The 16,612-nt window shown below is 33.9% G+C and carries 25 protein-coding genes; 11 read left to right on the forward strand and 14 right to left on the reverse strand.

Annotated features, from left to right (window positions below):
* Nucleotides 1-38: 38 nt before the first annotated feature.
* Nucleotides 39-593, forward strand: a complete 555-nt coding sequence (locus AC3HD6_RS01275) for a membrane lipoprotein lipid attachment site-containing protein (protein WP_488894708.1) — start codon at nucleotides 39-41, stop codon at nucleotides 591-593.
* Nucleotides 594-634: 41 nt separating this feature from the next.
* On the opposite strand, the gene AC3HD6_RS01280 is transcribed toward AC3HD6_RS01275, so the two are convergent.
* On the reverse strand, nucleotides 635-997 hold the full coding sequence (locus tag AC3HD6_RS01280) for a winged helix-turn-helix transcriptional regulator (protein ID WP_488894709.1): 363 nt from the start codon (nucleotides 995-997) through the stop codon (nucleotides 635-637).
* A gap of 93 nt (nucleotides 998-1,090) precedes the next feature.
* On the opposite strand from AC3HD6_RS01280, the gene AC3HD6_RS01285 reads away from it, so the two are divergent.
* The 3 genes from AC3HD6_RS01285 to AC3HD6_RS01295 all read left to right on the forward strand — a co-directional run bounded on the left by AC3HD6_RS01285 (nucleotide 1,091) and on the right by AC3HD6_RS01295 (nucleotide 2,823).
* Nucleotides 1,091-1,549 (forward strand): DUF3291 domain-containing protein, encoded by a 459-nt coding sequence (locus AC3HD6_RS01285; protein WP_488894710.1) that lies wholly within the window; start codon nucleotides 1,091-1,093, stop codon nucleotides 1,547-1,549.
* Nucleotides 1,550-1,692: 143 nt separating this feature from the next.
* Complete coding sequence (locus AC3HD6_RS01290) at nucleotides 1,693-2,301, forward strand: hypothetical protein (RefSeq protein WP_488894711.1); 609 nt, start codon at nucleotides 1,693-1,695, stop codon at nucleotides 2,299-2,301.
* A gap of 15 nt (nucleotides 2,302-2,316) precedes the next feature.
* Nucleotides 2,317-2,823, forward strand: a complete 507-nt coding sequence (locus AC3HD6_RS01295; protein ID WP_488894712.1) for a hypothetical protein — start codon at nucleotides 2,317-2,319, stop codon at nucleotides 2,821-2,823.
* Nucleotides 2,824-2,959: 136 nt separating this feature from the next.
* Here the strand turns inward: AC3HD6_RS01295 and AC3HD6_RS01300 are convergent, their stop codons facing one another.
* Entirely contained in the window at nucleotides 2,960-3,454 is a 495-nt protein-coding gene (locus AC3HD6_RS01300) for an SRPBCC family protein (protein ID WP_488894713.1), read from the reverse strand.
* Nucleotides 3,455-3,736: 282 nt separating this feature from the next.
* Between AC3HD6_RS01300 and AC3HD6_RS01305 the strand changes: the two genes are divergently transcribed.
* The 5 genes from AC3HD6_RS01305 to AC3HD6_RS01325 are packed head-to-tail and all read left to right on the forward strand — an operon-like array spanning nucleotide 3,737 to nucleotide 6,211.
* Nucleotides 3,737-4,381, forward strand: coding sequence for a hypothetical protein (locus tag AC3HD6_RS01305; RefSeq protein WP_488894714.1), 645 nt, complete (start codon nucleotides 3,737-3,739; stop codon nucleotides 4,379-4,381).
* A gap of 46 nt (nucleotides 4,382-4,427) precedes the next feature.
* Nucleotides 4,428-4,583 carry a hypothetical protein gene (locus AC3HD6_RS01310; protein WP_488894715.1) on the forward strand — a complete coding sequence of 52 codons (156 nt, stop codon included), beginning with the start codon at nucleotides 4,428-4,430 and terminating at the stop codon, nucleotides 4,581-4,583.
* Nucleotides 4,570-5,070 (forward strand): hypothetical protein, encoded by a 501-nt coding sequence (locus AC3HD6_RS01315; protein ID WP_488894716.1) that lies wholly within the window; start codon nucleotides 4,570-4,572, stop codon nucleotides 5,068-5,070. The genes AC3HD6_RS01310 and AC3HD6_RS01315 overlap by 14 nt, the downstream gene beginning before the upstream one ends.
* A gap of 24 nt (nucleotides 5,071-5,094) precedes the next feature.
* On the forward strand, nucleotides 5,095-5,580 hold the full coding sequence (locus AC3HD6_RS01320) for a hypothetical protein (protein ID WP_488894717.1): 486 nt from the start codon (nucleotides 5,095-5,097) through the stop codon (nucleotides 5,578-5,580).
* 25 nt (nucleotides 5,581-5,605) lie between these two features.
* Nucleotides 5,606-6,211 carry a hypothetical protein gene (locus AC3HD6_RS01325; RefSeq protein ID WP_488894718.1) on the forward strand — a complete coding sequence of 202 codons (606 nt, stop codon included), beginning with the start codon at nucleotides 5,606-5,608 and terminating at the stop codon, nucleotides 6,209-6,211.
* 54 nt (nucleotides 6,212-6,265) lie between these two features.
* On the opposite strand, the gene AC3HD6_RS01330 is transcribed toward AC3HD6_RS01325, so the two are convergent.
* The 8 genes from AC3HD6_RS01330 to AC3HD6_RS01365 all read right to left on the reverse strand — a co-directional run bounded on the left by AC3HD6_RS01330 (nucleotide 6,266) and on the right by AC3HD6_RS01365 (nucleotide 12,940).
* Nucleotides 6,266-6,610 carry a hypothetical protein gene (locus AC3HD6_RS01330; RefSeq protein ID WP_488894719.1) on the reverse strand — a complete coding sequence of 115 codons (345 nt, stop codon included), beginning with the start codon at nucleotides 6,608-6,610 and terminating at the stop codon, nucleotides 6,266-6,268.
* 36 nt (nucleotides 6,611-6,646) lie between these two features.
* The gene (locus tag AC3HD6_RS01335) at nucleotides 6,647-7,675 is read right to left on the reverse strand and encodes a hypothetical protein (RefSeq protein ID WP_488894720.1); all 1,029 of its coding nucleotides are present in this window, start codon (nucleotides 7,673-7,675) and stop codon (nucleotides 6,647-6,649) included.
* 140 nt (nucleotides 7,676-7,815) lie between these two features.
* Nucleotides 7,816-9,123, reverse strand: coding sequence for an outer membrane protein assembly factor BamB family protein (locus AC3HD6_RS01340; protein ID WP_488894721.1), 1,308 nt, complete (start codon nucleotides 9,121-9,123; stop codon nucleotides 7,816-7,818).
* Nucleotides 9,124-9,132: 9 nt separating this feature from the next.
* On the reverse strand, nucleotides 9,133-9,855 hold the full coding sequence (locus AC3HD6_RS01345) for an ankyrin repeat domain-containing protein (protein ID WP_488894722.1): 723 nt from the start codon (nucleotides 9,853-9,855) through the stop codon (nucleotides 9,133-9,135).
* 66 nt (nucleotides 9,856-9,921) lie between these two features.
* The gene (locus AC3HD6_RS01350) at nucleotides 9,922-10,599 is read right to left on the reverse strand and encodes a hypothetical protein (protein ID WP_488894723.1); all 678 of its coding nucleotides are present in this window, start codon (nucleotides 10,597-10,599) and stop codon (nucleotides 9,922-9,924) included.
* Between the two features lie 116 nt (nucleotides 10,600-10,715).
* Nucleotides 10,716-11,069: a cupin domain-containing protein gene (locus tag AC3HD6_RS01355; RefSeq protein WP_488894724.1), complete on the reverse strand. Its 354-nt coding sequence runs from the start codon at nucleotides 11,067-11,069 to the stop codon at nucleotides 10,716-10,718.
* 22 nt (nucleotides 11,070-11,091) lie between these two features.
* Entirely contained in the window at nucleotides 11,092-11,508 is a 417-nt protein-coding gene (locus AC3HD6_RS01360) for a DoxX protein (protein ID WP_488894725.1), read from the reverse strand.
* Nucleotides 11,509-12,151: 643 nt separating this feature from the next.
* Entirely contained in the window at nucleotides 12,152-12,940 is a 789-nt protein-coding gene (locus tag AC3HD6_RS01365) for a helix-turn-helix domain-containing protein (protein ID WP_488894726.1), read from the reverse strand.
* 148 nt (nucleotides 12,941-13,088) lie between these two features.
* On the opposite strand from AC3HD6_RS01365, the gene AC3HD6_RS01370 reads away from it, so the two are divergent.
* Nucleotides 13,089-13,601, forward strand: a complete 513-nt coding sequence (locus tag AC3HD6_RS01370) for a thioredoxin family protein (RefSeq protein WP_488894727.1) — start codon at nucleotides 13,089-13,091, stop codon at nucleotides 13,599-13,601.
* Nucleotides 13,602-13,750: 149 nt separating this feature from the next.
* Here AC3HD6_RS01370 and AC3HD6_RS01375 read toward each other — a convergent pair whose 3' ends face one another.
* The 4 genes from AC3HD6_RS01375 to AC3HD6_RS01390 form a co-directional block, all read right to left on the reverse strand.
* Nucleotides 13,751-14,146: a DUF7674 family protein gene (locus tag AC3HD6_RS01375; protein ID WP_068944310.1), complete on the reverse strand. Its 396-nt coding sequence runs from the start codon at nucleotides 14,144-14,146 to the stop codon at nucleotides 13,751-13,753.
* A 51-nt stretch (nucleotides 14,147-14,197) separates the two neighbouring features.
* Nucleotides 14,198-14,329, reverse strand: coding sequence for a hypothetical protein (locus AC3HD6_RS01380; RefSeq protein ID WP_488894728.1), 132 nt, complete (start codon nucleotides 14,327-14,329; stop codon nucleotides 14,198-14,200).
* An 82-nt stretch (nucleotides 14,330-14,411) separates the two neighbouring features.
* Nucleotides 14,412-14,768 carry a DUF7674 family protein gene (locus AC3HD6_RS01385; protein WP_488894729.1) on the reverse strand — a complete coding sequence of 119 codons (357 nt, stop codon included), beginning with the start codon at nucleotides 14,766-14,768 and terminating at the stop codon, nucleotides 14,412-14,414.
* A gap of 11 nt (nucleotides 14,769-14,779) precedes the next feature.
* Nucleotides 14,780-14,944 carry a hypothetical protein gene (locus AC3HD6_RS01390; RefSeq protein ID WP_488894730.1) on the reverse strand — a complete coding sequence of 55 codons (165 nt, stop codon included), beginning with the start codon at nucleotides 14,942-14,944 and terminating at the stop codon, nucleotides 14,780-14,782.
* A gap of 640 nt (nucleotides 14,945-15,584) precedes the next feature.
* On the opposite strand from AC3HD6_RS01390, the gene AC3HD6_RS01395 reads away from it, so the two are divergent.
* Entirely contained in the window at nucleotides 15,585-16,598 is a 1,014-nt protein-coding gene (locus tag AC3HD6_RS01395) for a nucleoid-associated protein (protein ID WP_068944308.1), read from the forward strand.
* Nucleotides 16,599-16,612: the final 14 nt, after the last annotated feature.

Genomic DNA, 16,612 nt, shown 5'->3' on the forward strand with positions numbered 1-16,612 from the left:
TTTATCACTTCAATTTTATTATCAGAAATACAAAGTATATGAGAAAGATCATCGGTGTTTTAGGGCTGCTTGCAGTGTTGACAGGCTGCAACAATTCTGACCGTAAAGGGCTGCAAAAAGATGAACTGAAAGAAGGAAAGTCTTTATCCAAAGACCAGAAATCAAATTCAAAAGAATCGGAAGCTCCCAAAAGAAGCATTTCCAAAGAAGAAGCCGTGAAATTGGCTGTAAAACAATTTGAAGCCTATCTGCCTAAGATTCTTAAAACGTATGATGATGGTGTTATTGATCTTCAGGTTCCTAATGTAGGAGATTTTACCGGTGATGGGATAGAAGATATAGCTATTTACTGGAATATTGCACCTAGAGGCGGAAATGCACTGATAGGTCAGGGGTTGTCACTGTACAAAAATGACGGACATACCGTTAAAGTGATAGCAGGATATGAACCGGATTACCTGTTTGCCTTTGATACCATTAAAAATGGAAAAATCATTGTAGAAAAACTGGAATATACTGAAGAAGACGGAAGATGCTGTCCTTCAATAAAAACTAAACATGCCCTGACTATTAAAGGAAGCAAAGTGTATTAATCTGAAATACATCTTAAAAATTTGAGTAGCTTTTCAGATTTTTAAGATGTTATTTTCCTTTCCAGAATATTTTTACCCCATTCATTGATATTATCTAACAACGGAATAAATGAAGTGCCCAATTCTGATAAGCTATATACGGTTTTAACCGGAGGTTTTGTCCCGAAAACAGTTCTGGTAATCAGCTGATCTTTTTCCAATTGTCGCAATTGAAGGCTTAATGTTGTTTCAGTGATAAAAGAAAGCTCTTTTTTAAGTTCACCAAACCGTTTGTCTCCATTTTTTAAATGACATAGAATGACTCCTTTCCATCTGCCGCCAATAAGATCCATTACAAAACTTACGGCACAAGGGTAGGATTTTTGGTTGACATTAATATAAGAAGTTTCACATTTTTTTTCCATCTTTTTTATAGTATCTAAATTGATAGTTATTTTCTACTAATACTGCAGGACCTATTTTTACACAATAATAGACATAAAACAGGAAATAATAAAATGTATCAATTAGCACAAATTAATGTAGCCAGGATGATTGGCGTTACTATTGAAGATCCGGTCATGAAAGAATTTGTTGAACACTTTGATTCAGTGAATCAACTCGCAGAAGAGAGTAATGGTTTTGTATGGCGGCTAAAGGATGAAGATAATAACGCTACAGGTTTTAATCCATTTAATGATGAACAGGTCATCATCAACCTCTCAGTATGGAAAGATAAAGAATCATTGGAATATTTTACTTACAAAACGTTTCACGCTGATTTTTTACGAAGAAGAAAAGAATGGTTCCAAAAATACGGAAAAGCATCATATGTACTCTGGTGGATTAAAGATGATCAATATCCAAGTATAGAAGAAGCATTGGAAAGACTAGAGTATCTGCAAAAGAATGGAGCTTCAGAATATTCCTTTAATTTTCAAAAAACATTTCCAAAACCGGATCTGGATATTGAATAGTAAGAATCTAAATTTTGTATCTTGTCTGTTGATTACCAATATAAAATTTTAATATCATGCATCAACTGAAATTTCTCTTTTTCATCCTAAGCTTTTCATTTTTTTTTCAATCATGTCAAAGTCAGGGTTTTGATTTAGAGAAAATGAAGCTTCCTATTAAGCAGGCTGATTTAAAAACATTAGGATTGAAAACGTATGGAACCGGCGTGGGAACAGAGGCTATTCAATATGCTATCTACAAAGCGGATGTTGTGAATAATGGTAAGCTTCCCATTAATTTTGGAGGAATTAATATCGAAGATGCTCCGGAATCAGGAAATTTTACTCCGGGAATGCTTTCTTTTTACGGAAAAAATCAGGGAAATAACTGTGAGGGATTTAAACTTAATCTCGAAAATCCGGATAATTTTCAAAAAGTATTGGGCTATCTGCTGAATACAAAGGAAAAGTTCAAATTGGTTTTTGATAATGGAAAAGATAGTGTGGATAGAGCCAGAGTTTTTAGTGGTAAGCAGAATGGTATCACATATCTTGTATTGTCAATGTTGAATGAAAAGGGCAAGAAAGTTGGCTATTTAGAAGCAATCAGTGCCCAAGAAACCCCTTTGTTAACTTCCAGATTAGGCGGAGTGTTCCAATATTATAATGATTATCTGGAATATCGAAAAAATAAAGCGGCTAATTTCAGTTATCTTGATTTTCTGAGAGAAACAGACAATCAATTTTATAAGGAAAATAATAATCTGAAATAATAAAAATAACCTGTTATGAAAAATATTCTGGTTGTATTATTTAGTTTCTTATTTTCAATATGCATTCCCGGGCAGATAGGGATAGCTGATAATAAAATCTCTGCTCAGGACCAGATTCTGTTACAAAAATTCTGGACTGATTTTACCGATGCTGTAATGAACAATAATAAGGAAAAAATAAAAACCCTTTGTGAATTTCCCTTTTATTGCAGACCGTGTAGAGATGATACAGAATCTAAAAACAGTAATCATCTCACAGTGAAGGTAACCAGAGATTTATTTCATAAAAAACACTATAAAATATTTTTTGAAAAACCGTTAAAAACTGAAGTGAAAAAATATAAAAATTTTAATATACAGTTTTTCCATCCTTATTTTAATCAAGAAGTGAAAAGACATGGAATTTACTTTTTATATACCTTGGCTCCGCCTTCAGAACATTGGGAAGGTGCTCAAGGGATGATTACTTTGAGAAAATCAGACGGTAAATTTAAAATAACAGGGATTGATACCATTCCATAATGTAATCTGGGAAATTAAAAGTGGGAATTATGCGGCCTCTAAAGAATAACTATAAATTGATGCTGCGATAATCATTGATGCTGCAGCTAAAGTAACTTCCAGCTTGCCTTGTCCAGCTTCCTGTCTTAAAACTAGTTCATATTCGATGCTGATGTGGCCAGGGCTTTCCTTTCCCGGTTTCACAAAGTAATTTAAGACTTCTCAGAAACTGCCCCCAGGTGTAATTGCATTCAGCGAACATCGGTGAGTAGATATCCCAGCCTTTGTGACGGAATATCAATAATGTACCGCTGTCATATACCAATTGCTCAATCTGGCCTTCCATTTCCGGATGCATTTTACGAAGTGTTTCCTTATCTCCGGATGAAAGATGAAATGAAATATCAGTTCCAATCCACTCATGAGCACCTGCAATACAATGCCACTGAATTTCCTCAAAAGGAGTAAGTTTTATGATTTTCATCTCTTTAAAATAATCCGGACCAAAAGAGAATCTGGCAATACTGCCTACTTCAGCACTGGTTTTGGTATGAGGAGTCCACCATGCAGATAAACCAGATTGGCTGGCAATGGCATGGTATACTTTTTCTTTTGAAGAGCCAATGAGTATAGCGTGATCAATATTGGACATAATATGTTCTGATGAGTTGGTTATTAATCTTTTATTAAGATTGGTTTTAAAATTACAAAATAATACCAAAAGTTAATATAAATATCTGAAATAATGAGTCTTTGAAATACACTTCCTTATTTTTATTGTAAAAGTTAAAAAAGATTAATAATGGGTCTAAAAATGCTTTAGTAAGGCTTTTTTTGTAATTTCGTGTTGATAAAACCGATTCTGATAGCAGAAGACGAATTCTTTTCTTTGTTTTTTGATCAGAGTTTTATACCATGTAAACAAATTTAAAATATGAAGTATTTTTCTATAGCATTCATGATCATTCTATTTCAGGCCTGTAATACGAAAAAAGAAGAAAAGCAGGGGAAGGCATCCAAAACCGAACTGAAAGAAAATACAACTAGAACAGATTCCGCAGTACAAAACACCATACAGACATCAGAAGCAGTAAACGATGGGCAGGACGATGTTATGCTGGCAGAAGATATACGTTTCAATGGTAAACTAAAAAGGATTTTCGACTTTAAGGATTTTGAAAAAGTTTTCGGAAAGGCAGACAGTACTAAACTAATGGCTGATGAGCAGCCGTGTTCCTATATTTTTGAAGAGGGAAGCGCTGAGGATAAATATCTCTATAAAAACGGATCTTGCTTTGAAAGCAGCAAGCAAAAAGTAGGAGTTAATGAATTCAGATTTTTCAATGGAAACTTTATTCTGTACAAAGGAATTAGAATAGATGCAAAGACTACGCTGGAGGATATTAAAAAGATATTTCCCAATTCGGTACAAAACATTAGCCATTTGGAACGTTTTGGTGAAGGAGAACTTCCGGTGATCAGATTAAGGGAAGATAAAGAGGATATTTCTGATGGACATATTAATATGTATTTTAAAGACAACAGGATCTATTCAATAAGTTGGTGGTTTCCATGTTAAAAAATTGGAGACGAAATATTTAAGTATCTAAAAATAGGATTGAAATATGGAAAATATAGGTGAATTTTCTGCAGATGGCTATGGAATGGCTATTATTTCTACAGATCTGTTTACGGAATATCTCAGGGAAAAGAAGTGCAGAGGGAAGAAATTGCTGTCTTATTTTGACAAGCATAAGGATCTTTTTTTTGAGCTCTATTAAAGATGGAAAGTTTCTTCCGTTTTATCAGATCAATGTTTTCGAATATACAATATTTACTTCTGTAGATGAGAAAAATATTGAATGGCCCCAGGAATATGATGAGGTCTTTCGGTACAATAACTTTTTTCTTGAAGTGGGTGAGATAGGGAGAATTTGCTTTGCCAGTTTTGATTATCTGGAATACCGTCTGGAAAATATCAAACAGAATATAACGGATAAAGAAGATCAGATTCCAACAGGAGCAGATGGACATATTGAATCTTATTTTCCGGCAAGAGGGTTTGATCTGCCCAGAGGGATTTATGAGTTTGATCTTGTTGGACTGAAAAGAAAAGAAAAATTGGAAAGAGAAAGTAAGAACTATGCTTACGCGCTTATTTTTCGCAGTAATGAAAATGCTGTAAATCATAATTTTGAGAAAGCAGACAATGATATTCATTGTTTTAATATTGCAAGTTATAAGGAATCACTAGACCTAAAAAAATAATAAAATCACCAAAAAATATTAAAAATGAAGTTGACAAAATACCTTTCATTGTTTTTTTTAATCGGGTTACAGCTGGTATGCTATGGGCAAAAAAAAGGGGAGACTCAACAATTACAAAGTAAGGCTGAAGCGTTTACTCAAAAAATAATTCACTTGATTACGGAGAAAGATTATGCGTCCTTGAATCAGTTAACCACTTCAAAAGTATACTGCTACCTATGCTTTGAAAGTGCTCCTGAGAAAAATGCCTTTGTAGCAAAGGATGTTTTTTACAAAAAGCATGTCAGTACTATTTTTAATAAAGAATTACTGGAAAGGCTAAAACGTAATGAAACAAAGTTTTCCTATGACGAATCTGATCCAGGATTTAAAGACAGAAATTATATTGTATTGTATACCACTTACCGCCCGAATGAATTTGGGGATGGACATGAAGGTGCTCAATTTGTTTTCTGGTTAAAAGAAGAAAAAGGAAACTTCAAATTATCAGGAGTAGAGACGATACCTTAACAATAAAATAAAAACATACATTCAAATGCTGAAAATATTATCGTTGCTATGGTTACCCGCCGGTATTATCATGGCCTGCAATTATACCAAAGGGAAAAATGATGGCCGCGACAAAAACGTTATCATCTCAAAAGTCCATCACAAAAGCGGTCCAGATGATACAGATACATTATGGGTATCACAGAATGATTCCACTGTTTTCAGAAAGGAAGAGGTAATGGTAACCTATCCTGATAGTTATCCAAAGTTAATGGAAAAGTATACATTAATAAACCCAAAAGATGGAGCGTATTATTTTGTTTATAATGGAAGCCAGCAACTGATAGAAGAAGGAAAGTATACTGCTCAGTATACCTATGAGGGAATTACTTACAACGAAGGTAATTTTTATAATCAAAAGACTTATTCTTATAAAAAGAACGGAAAACTACGAACAAAACATGTTCAGGAAGACGGAAGAAACCTCAAAACCGAATTTTTTAACAATGACGGACAGTTGACCGAAATAAAATATTTTAATAAAAAATCTTCCGATATAGAAAAAGTAGAAATCTATAACAAAGGGAAGCTTAAGGAAACCAGAATCTATAAAGGATTTAATAATTATGATACATTGAAGGCAGGAGAGTAGTCTTTCACTCCGGATTCAGTTCGAATACAAAATAAAAAAATAAGACAATCAGTATTATAAATTGCGTGCAGTATCCAGCATCCAGCTGCAGAATCCATCACCACCGCCCCATAAACAGGCAAGATATAAAGCAGGAATAATGAAGCACAATAGGAAAGGAAGGTCAATAAGGGCTGTTTTATACTCTCTCTTTCTTAATCTTATAATAAAATCTGCCATAAAGCCTATAAACAAAGAGAATAAAATAAAAGTGAGGAGCAATGCTATCCCTAAACCAACATCTGTAGGATGTTCCTTTTTCCGATTATTCTGAAATGCAATTTCAGAAAAAATAAACAGACATACCAGAGGTATAGCTGTAATAAGCAGACGCTTCAAAAAGAGTTTAAAGATGTTCATAAGAATAGATTGATCTGAATTTTAACAATTGTCCCTCTAAGGTTTTTTAGGCCTTATGAGATAGTAGATCTGGCTCTCTTCATCAATGAGCAGCAAATAATCTCCGTTTTTAGGCTGGTATACGAAATAAGAAAAAGGGTCTCTTACATTATTATCAGGATAGTCTATGAAAACATTCTGTTTATAATGCAGTGTTTTTTTCGGCATTTTTATGGAGAAATAAGAGGTACCTGTCCATCCATGGCCGCCAGAACCATTTCCAGTTCCCCAGCTTAGATTTTTTAGGCTCCAGAAAGTACGGGCACTCCATTTTTCTTTTTGAACATGATCTCTTTTGATAAGTCCTGACGGTTTATCTAATTCATAACCAGATTTTCCATAGTCAATGGCTTTTTTGTTAGGTGTATTTTTCGGATAACCATGCCAGTTTTTTTCAGCATAAAAATAATTCCAGACATTATCTTTAAATACAGTGAGTTTATACTTATATTCATTTTCGGGAGATTCAGAATGGATAATGTCATCATACATATAATCCCTTTTGGCAATGATATCTTCGGTTTCTGCCACCGAAAATATTTTAGCTTCATCCAAATTTTTATAAGGATAATGGGTGGTATCACCATCCTTCAGCCAATTAGAATAAGTATTCTGATCTACGTCCAGAATATAATCATTGAAGGTCTGATAATTATGTACACCATCTTCACTGTTGTATTGGTATTGGAGACTATCCGTTATCTGGCCTTTCAGATTTATTTTATACCACGTATAGGTATTGTTATTACCTTCTTTTTCAGAATCGTGATCTCTTTTGGTAATGATGACAATAGTACTGTCGTTTTCCTGAATAACAGGCTCATGGATACCGCGGGACAATTTTATGATTTCATACTCATTATCTTTCAGACTGTCTAGTGAAGAATAAGACTTATATTGTTCCGGAAGTTGATCAGATTGCAGCTTATAGCGCTGATAATATATTTGTGAATCAGGCAAGATGATTACGGCAATGATGACAATGCCCCAGAGTATAATAGATTTTTTTGTAAAATTAAATTTCATCGTAGGTTTTTTAGTTTTTTATGAGGGGAGGCAAAATACGATAAAATAAATAATATTGAAAATAAAATATTGTACATCTGTTTAGAACCCTCCATACAGTAGGTTATTATTATCTAAACATATTATAATACTTGAAAATACTATTTTGAAATATACTGTATCTGTAAATTATTATATTCATTATTATTGAATGCTTTTGCTACTACCAACTTTGCTGTTTTGTCAGCGGTATCAAAAATTTCAATCCCTTTTTGGGTGATGTATAGAAAATGAGTTTTGTCGATGGATGTTATATCAGAGATCGGTAAATTTTTGACATTGAATTCCGCATAGTTTTCACCATTGGTATCCATATAAAAAATACCTTTTGCTGTATAACCTATGATTTTTTCGCCGTTAAGTGTCCAGCTTTTGATCTCAGAAGGTATCATTTTTCGCCATTTCATTTTTCCATCATCAGCATTGAGGGTAAAAAGACAGCTTCTGCCATCAATAGGAAGCCCGAATTCTATATATAAGATACCATCCTTCAAAAAGAACTTGTTGCTTTTATGTGAACCATAAGTTTTATCCTGGAATATCCATTTGAAAACTTTCGGATTTTTAATAAAGGTGTTATTAGGGTCAGAAATATCTCCATCAGGCAGGTTGCCGTCTTTATTTAGATTTAAAGCATAAATACTTCCACTATCTTCGGCAATAAACAGATGGTCTCCATCCGTCTGTATCTGGCTGTAAGTAGTATTGGCAAACTGATTAGGTTCATGATGCTGTCTCGGCTGGCCTGCTATTTCCACATCACCGTCAAACATCCCGTAGGATGTATCTGTGCCATTTTGTATACTGTATTTGTTAAGGAAAACAGCTGAATTTACAAAATAAGAATCACGGTATTTTACCGGAGCAAAATAATTGTATACTGTGGGTAATTCACTCAGCCATTTTCGCTCTCCATTCGTTCTGTTGAAATTGTATAACCAGGCATTTTTTACATTCTCAGGCTGTCCGGCTGACACCATCAGAATATTCTGGCCATCGACCAAAGGTTTAGCCATAAACAAAGGAACTAAAGGGCGTAACACTGCAACTTCAGCATTGGGATCATTGCTCATGCTCATGGGAGTTTCTTCATTTCCATAGATCTGTTGCTGCCAGATGATTTTCCCGGTATTAAGATCAAAATTGATAAATTTTCCGCTTTCAAAAGGCATGAAAATATTCTGTCCGTCCAAAACAAAAAAGTTTCTGTTACCAGCCGCATCTATTGGGCTTTTATATTGCCAGGCAATGGTATTTTTATCAAGATCAAAATTATAAATATTTCCTTCTGTAGCCACCAGTAATGTAGTGTGGTCCACTTTACTTGGAGTTGTTTTCGGGATATTGTCATGACAGTTCCAGAGAACTGATGCTGCAATAAAGACTATTAGTTTTTTGATATTGTTCATGGCGTTTTTTTATTTCAAAAGCTTCATAAGTTCTGTATTTTTATTGGCTTTGGCCATCTGTAGGGCTGTTTTTCCGGAAGCGGTACCATTATCAGTCTCAAAAGTGATTCTGGATTTTTTATCAGCTCCCTGAGAAAGAAGATATTTTGCAATTTCAGTTTCATTCTTTTCTACTGCCAGCAATAAAGCATTATATCCATCATCATCAAAGTAATCCATTGGAGAATCCTTTGTTTTTAGTGGAAGTTTCTTAATGAATTCCAGATCTTTGCTTTTTACGGCCAGCAATAAAAACCTTCCCATGTCTTCATAATTGGTAGTCTGTGGCTGGTGGTTCAGATATAATTCTTTGGCTATTCCAAAATTTTCGTAGAAGATTGCTGTATACAATGCATTTTTAGCATAAGCTCCTTTTTTGATAAGGTAGAAAGTAATTTCCGGGCTTCCATATTCAATAGCTCCATCTACCAATTTTTTGTTAGCAGTAATGTTGGCTCCTTTCTCTACCAAATACTCAACCATAGGGAAATTCTTTTTCCAGATAGCGGCTAATACAGGTGCTGTTTGTTCAGGAAGTGTGGTCTTAATTGGAAATCCCTGATCCACTATTTTCTTTACCAGTGGAAAGTTATTCTCACGGATAGCAGTATAGAAAGTATCAATCTGCTGTTTGTTTTGGGCACTTAATAATGAAGACAGACATATAAGAACGGATATTCCGAATTTTTTCATTTCAGATATAAATTTAATAAGGTGTAAAAGTAATTAATTTAAGAGATTAAGGTGAAAACTGGAGGTTTAGATGATTTCATTTTTCCATTCCTGGGCCAGCGCTTCTACATAATCTGTAAAATAGGTGATGTTGTGAAACTGATGAAAAGTATACTCCGGCTGGTTCTCCAGAAAATTTACATTGTCAAAAGCGTGATCGTGGGCAAAAAGGAAAACCTCTTTTGTCTGGGAATCATATACGGTAGTATTTCCGTTAGCTTCAATGACAAAACTGATGAGGTTTTGGCAAGCTATTGGAGATTTGTTTTCACTTGAGCATAGTTCTTCATAATATTCTTCCCAATCATTAATCCCTAGAGAACATGCTGATCCGGTGAACATAAACTCCTGATTATTGGAAAGACTTGGAGCTGGTTGATTAAAAGATTCCCGGATCCCACCAATTTCCTTGAGTAACAGTTTGTGTTCTTCAATAAAAGGAAGAGTAGAGGTAAAACCAGATTCTGTTTTGGTTAGCCAACCGAAAATTTCATTGTTTTTATGGGTCCAGGAAAAAAGACGATGAGGTTCATGATCAATATTCAGATTCAAAACCCTTGCCTTGGATATTAAATTGGTAAGAACAGGGAAGGTATCTTTGAATGTTTGAGATAATCTGATTTCCGCTTCAGAAACGGTATCGATTTGAGAAGGGTGAATAAGCCACGACAACTGCTCTTTAAAAGCTTCAAAATCTTTATTCATGATGTAATTTGATAGTCAAAGATACATTTTTTACAGTGAATAAAAGGGAAGAAACAGGCAAACCCGTGATTAAAAAGCAGTCCATCACAGGTTTGATTGTAAAAGGATTGATCGGATTAAAGGATTTCCACTTCTTCCGGAACCATAAACAAAATAATACAGCCATTTTCTGATTGTACAGAATGTTTGAAATTGGGTGGAGTATACAGATAATCTCCTTTTTCCAGGTTTCCGCCTGCGATAACAGCATCACCTTCCAGAATGAAAAGCTCTTCACCTGCCGGATGGTTATGATAAGGATAGCTTGCTCCTGCTTCAAATTTTAGAAGGATTGTTGTAGACCGGTTTTGTATCGGATCAAATTTTAAGGACTTTACAAAAATACCTTTATAATGAACTCCTTTTTCAATTAAAGGCTGCCATTCTTTTTGCTCTGTTTTTACGATGTAGTCGTAGATGTTAGTACTCATGATAGTATATTTTAAATTATTATTAATGTGAAAATCGATCTAAAGACCATATATAGTGAGGGAAAGTACTGAGTAAAAAGGCTCCCGCACTGAATACAAAAACAGAATAATCCAAAGCTTCTTTACATCCGAAAGAAATGCTCATGGCAATTCCAAACAGTAAAGTAAGAACAGATGCGGCGAGTGCTGCTTTACGAACCTGATACCCTGTCAACAGAAAAATACCGATGATTAATTCTGCAGCAGTGGAGAATACAGCAAGTGTAAGAGCCCATAATGAAGGGAAAAATGAATTAACTTCAGCAGTATAGCTTACAAAATGTTTCCATCCTGAAGACTGCACACCCCAAAAGCCCAGCCGGCTGGCTACAGCAGATAAAAATCCGGCTGCCAATGCTATTCTTAATAAAAATCCTGCGATGTCCTGTCTTGTTTTCATATACGTAATTTTTAGGTCTTAATGACAGGTACAAAGTTCAGCGAAAGCGCTCGCCTAAAGAATAGACAATTCCGGGAAAAGCATATAATATTTGGATGAGGTTCAGGATCCGGGTTAATAAATCAGGTAATTATATACAATTTTACACTAATCCTTATATAGAAATTCTGTCATTCTGAATACAAACTGAAGGTTTGCGAACGTAGTTCAGAAGTGAAATGAAGAATCTAAACCATATATGAGATTCTTCCTTCGTCAGAAATCGAAGATTCAACGTAGTCAATGACAATGGCGTAAAATTGTATATAGTCACATAAATTATATTGAATCTGTTTTTAGTTCAGACGCAAAGATTTTAAGAAACTTATGTTTTATTTTTAGGAGGCAAAGATGGAATCAACTCCGTTGATTCGATAAAGTAGCTGGATAACATTCGCTTCATCAGAATTGATGAATCGATTTCTTCTTAGCTCCCTTAACAATAAGGCGTACTTTAAATAAAAACTTTGCGTAAAAAAACAAAAAAGCTTAGAGGTAGAAAATTAATTATTTTGAACCTTTATATTAATTAATTTTTAGCACTGATCCATTGTATCATGATATAGGCTTCAGAAACTTTCTGCCTCCATCCTCCCGCCTTATGCTAATTCTTCACAGATTTTTGATAATCTTTAGGTGAAAGGGAAGTATGTTTTTTAAAGAAATTTGAAAAATAAAAAGGATCATTGAAACCAAGCTGGTAAGCAATTTCTTTGACACTCAGTTTTTCATACAGTAATAATCTTTTGGCTTCGGAAATGGTAAGACTGTAGATGACGTTTTGAGCCGTTTTATTGGTATGCAGTTTAGAAACCTCATTCAGTTTAGCTTCAGTGGTTGCCAAAGCATCAGCATGATAGGATACGGGATGATGATCTGAAAAATGATTTCGGACACTTTCCAAAAACTTTAAAAACAGAGCATCTGGTTTCCATATTTCATCACCATTGGCAATTTTACTGCGGTTAATTTCCACCAATAATAATTCTACCAGAGAATGTGTGGAAATCAGGTATTGATAAGGTTTTTCTTGTATTTCCTTTTCAATAAGGTTGAGAGTATCTGTAAAAAATGCAGGATGTTGAACAGTAATCATTTCATTCATTCCAAAATGACAGAATAATCCGTTGTGGAAAATCAATTCAATATCACTGTCACTTTTGCAGAAAAAATCCAACGTAAATTCAAGAGCGGTAAGTTCACCTTTCACTGAAATTAGCTGATGAAACTGTCCGGAAGTAATGGTAATAGTTTGGCTACTTTTCAGTATAAAAATATTTTCGTCAATCAGAATTTCAGCAGTTCCGGTATGGCACCAGAATAAAGTATACTTGATGACTCTTCTTGGTTCAGGATGCCCTGACTGGTTGGAATATTTTTTTACTTCAATCATTTTTTATATTGATTAAAAATGAAAACCATGGTATTGTAATGAAACGAAATTACAAAAAATGCCAATATAAATAAAGATTTTATGGGGCGGATTTAAGGAATCAACAAGAGAAAAATCCCTACATTCGTACATCATAAAATAAAATTCAATGAAATATTCAAAAATTATTGTGGTTGTTGCCTTATTGTTGTTTCAGCTGGGAGCGGCACAGGAAAAGGCTGATATTGTATTAAATAAAGCTTCTGTTGAGGCTAAAGCAAGTAAGAAAAATGTTTTATTAGTATTTCATGCTTCATGGTGTAAATGGTGTAAGATGATGGAAAAAAACATGAACCTTCCGGAGACCCAATCTATTTTCGGAAATCGGTTTGTTACTGCTTATGTAGATGTTCAGGAAAGAGGAGAGAAGAAGTCTCTTGAAAATCCTGGTGGACAGGAATTGATGAATAAATACAAAGGAGAAAATGCAGGACTACCGTTTTGGTTGATCTTAAATCCAAAAGGTGAGGTGTTGGTAGACTCATTTAATGCTAAAGGAGAGAATTTGGGATCCCCTTCAACTCCTGAAGAAGTAGCCACTTTTATTGCTAAGCTCGAGAAAAGTTCAAAACTGAGTAAAGAAGAGATTTCAAGCATTGAAAAGGTATTTACCAAGAAGTAAAAATTTCTAATCTACAGACCCAATAAAAATTGCCTCAAATAACAGTATTTGAGGCAATTTTTTATCTATTGAATCTTAATTTTATAATGATCTTTATTTGTGAAATCATTATCTATTTTGTGTATTTCAAGCCAATTTTTCGTGAAAATTTATTTTCCGAAATAAATCTGATCCTGCTTCTGCTGCTCATTATAAATAATTTGAAAGCTTACTGGCATATACTGGTAAAGAAGTTTCCAATGGGCAATCTTAGCATGTTTTTTAAAGCTTTCAAAAGATCTTACGAATATATTTTCAATCATTGTTCTTACATAGGAGTTTCCGTTTCTGTAAAGTCCATCCATCAGTTTGATATGATGGGCAATAATGTTGATCTTCGATTCTTTCAACAATCCTTTCAGATAATTGACTGTTGCCTGCATAATTCCTGCAAAGTTGTCCTGGCCAGACAGCTGTATGATTTCATTACGAAGTCGCGGATAGAAAAATTTTAAGTATTCAACAGCTATTTTTTGATTAATAGTTTGCATTTGTACTTTCATCATAATTAAGAATTTTTCAAACACTTTTTATTGCAGCGAAATGTATACCAAAATTTAAAGACATGCTGCAAAAATAAAAACCCCTACAATCACAGCGATGTGAGTGAGTAATATCTCTGCATTGTGTCTGTTATTCGTATTTTTCCAAGTTTTCCAATCGGAAATTCTTCTGATTTTATTTTTCATAATCTATTGATTGTGAGTTATTTTTATTTTTGTTTAATTTAAACACTTTGTAATGAAACCTTTGAAAAATGTAATAAAAGTTTCATATACCATGACTGTAAATTTGTCTCGAATAGCTGTTTTTCAGGTCAGAAGAGATATGGCTGAAGATTATTTGGCGGTATTCCTTACTGCAAAACGTCGTAAAATTGTCCAGAGAGTAGATAAAAGTGTTTTCAATGGCATTTTTTAACAACGTATCTCCATGAAGATACATTTTGTCTATTTTTTGTAAACTTTTGAATAGCAGCTTACTGTCATTCTGGCGGATCATATTTTTGATACGTTCCGTGAAAGTCCGGATCACACTGTATGAGTTGGGGCTTTTCGTTTCATTCAATTCCGTTTCAAAGTCAGGAAGTAGCTCATTGATTTCCTGTACAGCTTGTAAATAGTTCATAGTATATATTGTTAAATGTGGTTTTGTTCCAACAGTTTAATGAAAGCTCCAAACATGAAAACGATTAAAAAAGCGATAAAAAGTAAATGATAAGGCTTCAACCATTTAGGAGTTTGGGGTCCTTTGCTTTTTAATCTTCTTAGTTTGTCTATTCGGTTCAATGTTTTCAAGTCCATTTTTGTATGTTTTGAAATTGATGATGCCAATGGTGTACCTTTGAAGTTGGGTTTAATTTAATTGGTTGAAATACAATTGTTTGTGAGTTTGTGTTTGAGATTTAAAAGATGAAAAAGCATTTCAAAATGATAAGGATTTTATCAAATTGGAAGAGATGAATAGGAACCATTAAGATATAATAAGGTTTAAAGAATATTAAATGAAGCTTCTCTTTAATCAGGAGATTTGAAAATTTTAGTTTTTTTGATGTAATTTAGATTTTCATACTTGTCATTGGCTACGCCGAATCTTCGATTTCTGACGAAGGAAGAATCTCATATATGGTTTAGATTCTTCATTTCACTTCTGAACTATGTTCGCAAACCTTCAGTTTGTATTCAGAATGATAACCATCAATTATTAGAAAAGAATAATCAAAGGTGTATCTTGAAAATCTAAGTTTTTCCTCTTTAGTGTACTTTCTGCAGTATTATTTTAAACTTCTAAAGTGAACTAAAGTGTTTTTAAAATAAAACTTTTGTGACTTTTGATTTCGTCGAATCTTCGGTTTTTGGTTAAAAAGATCATCACAATCAATACTAATTTTCAGTTTCATAGAAAGGATAGAATGAATATCTTTGCAGTCCAAATATTCAGAAGATGTTTTCAAAAATAATAGTACACAGAGTCGGAAATAAGATCAACGGAGATTCTCTAACACTTTCCCAGGAGGAATTGAAGTTGGAGGAAGGTATGGCAGAGATGCTTGAGGATTACTTTTTAGGATCATTCAAGTCGGAAGAAACTTTTCATTTTTATAGTGACACCTATTTGGTGAATAACCCGATTTACAGTGCTGTATCTGAAATTTTTGATGATAAGTCCAAATTTATCTGGGAATCTGAAAATATAGCAAAACACCTTTTTGAAGCGGCTGAAAACCCACGAGTTCAGAGTGGAGAGTTGTTTATCGTTCTTTTTGAAGATGAAAGCGACCGTCCTGATAAAGTAGATAAAATTGGGATTTTTAAAACGGAGAAAAGAGAATCATTCCTGAAAATTCATCCTACGGAAGAAACATTTGATATTGAAAAAGATCAGGGAATTGGTTTGTCTAAAATTGATAAAGCAGCGTTGATCTACAACAATAATAAAGATACAGGTTATGTACTTTCTGTGGTTGATAACAACAAAAACGGAGATATGTACTACTGGTTTGAAGATTTCTTAAAGGTAAAACAGCGTGATGATGAGTATTTCCACACTCAGGAAGCATTGATGGTTTACAAAGATTATATCACGAAGCAGCTTCCTCAGGAATTTGAAGTTTCAAAAGCGGATCAGGCGGATTTCCTGAATAAATCCATCAATTTCTTCAAAGAAAAAGAAGAGTTCAAATTGGATGAATTTACCAATGAAGTATTGGGAGATGAGCATGTGATCGAAAGCTTTGTGAATTTTAAAACTGATTACGAACAGGATATGCAGGTGAATATTGCAGAAGAATTCCCGATCAATGAATCTGCTGTGAAAAAGACTCAAAGACACTTTAAAAGTATCATCAAACTAGATAAAAACTTCCATATTTACATTCACGGAGACCGTCAGAAACTTGAGATGGGAGAGGATGATAAAGGAAAATATTATAGATTGTATTTCGATAAAGAAGTATAATAGAGTTCAGAAAA

It is taken from the genome of Chryseobacterium sp. II3a (assembly GCF_057815135.1).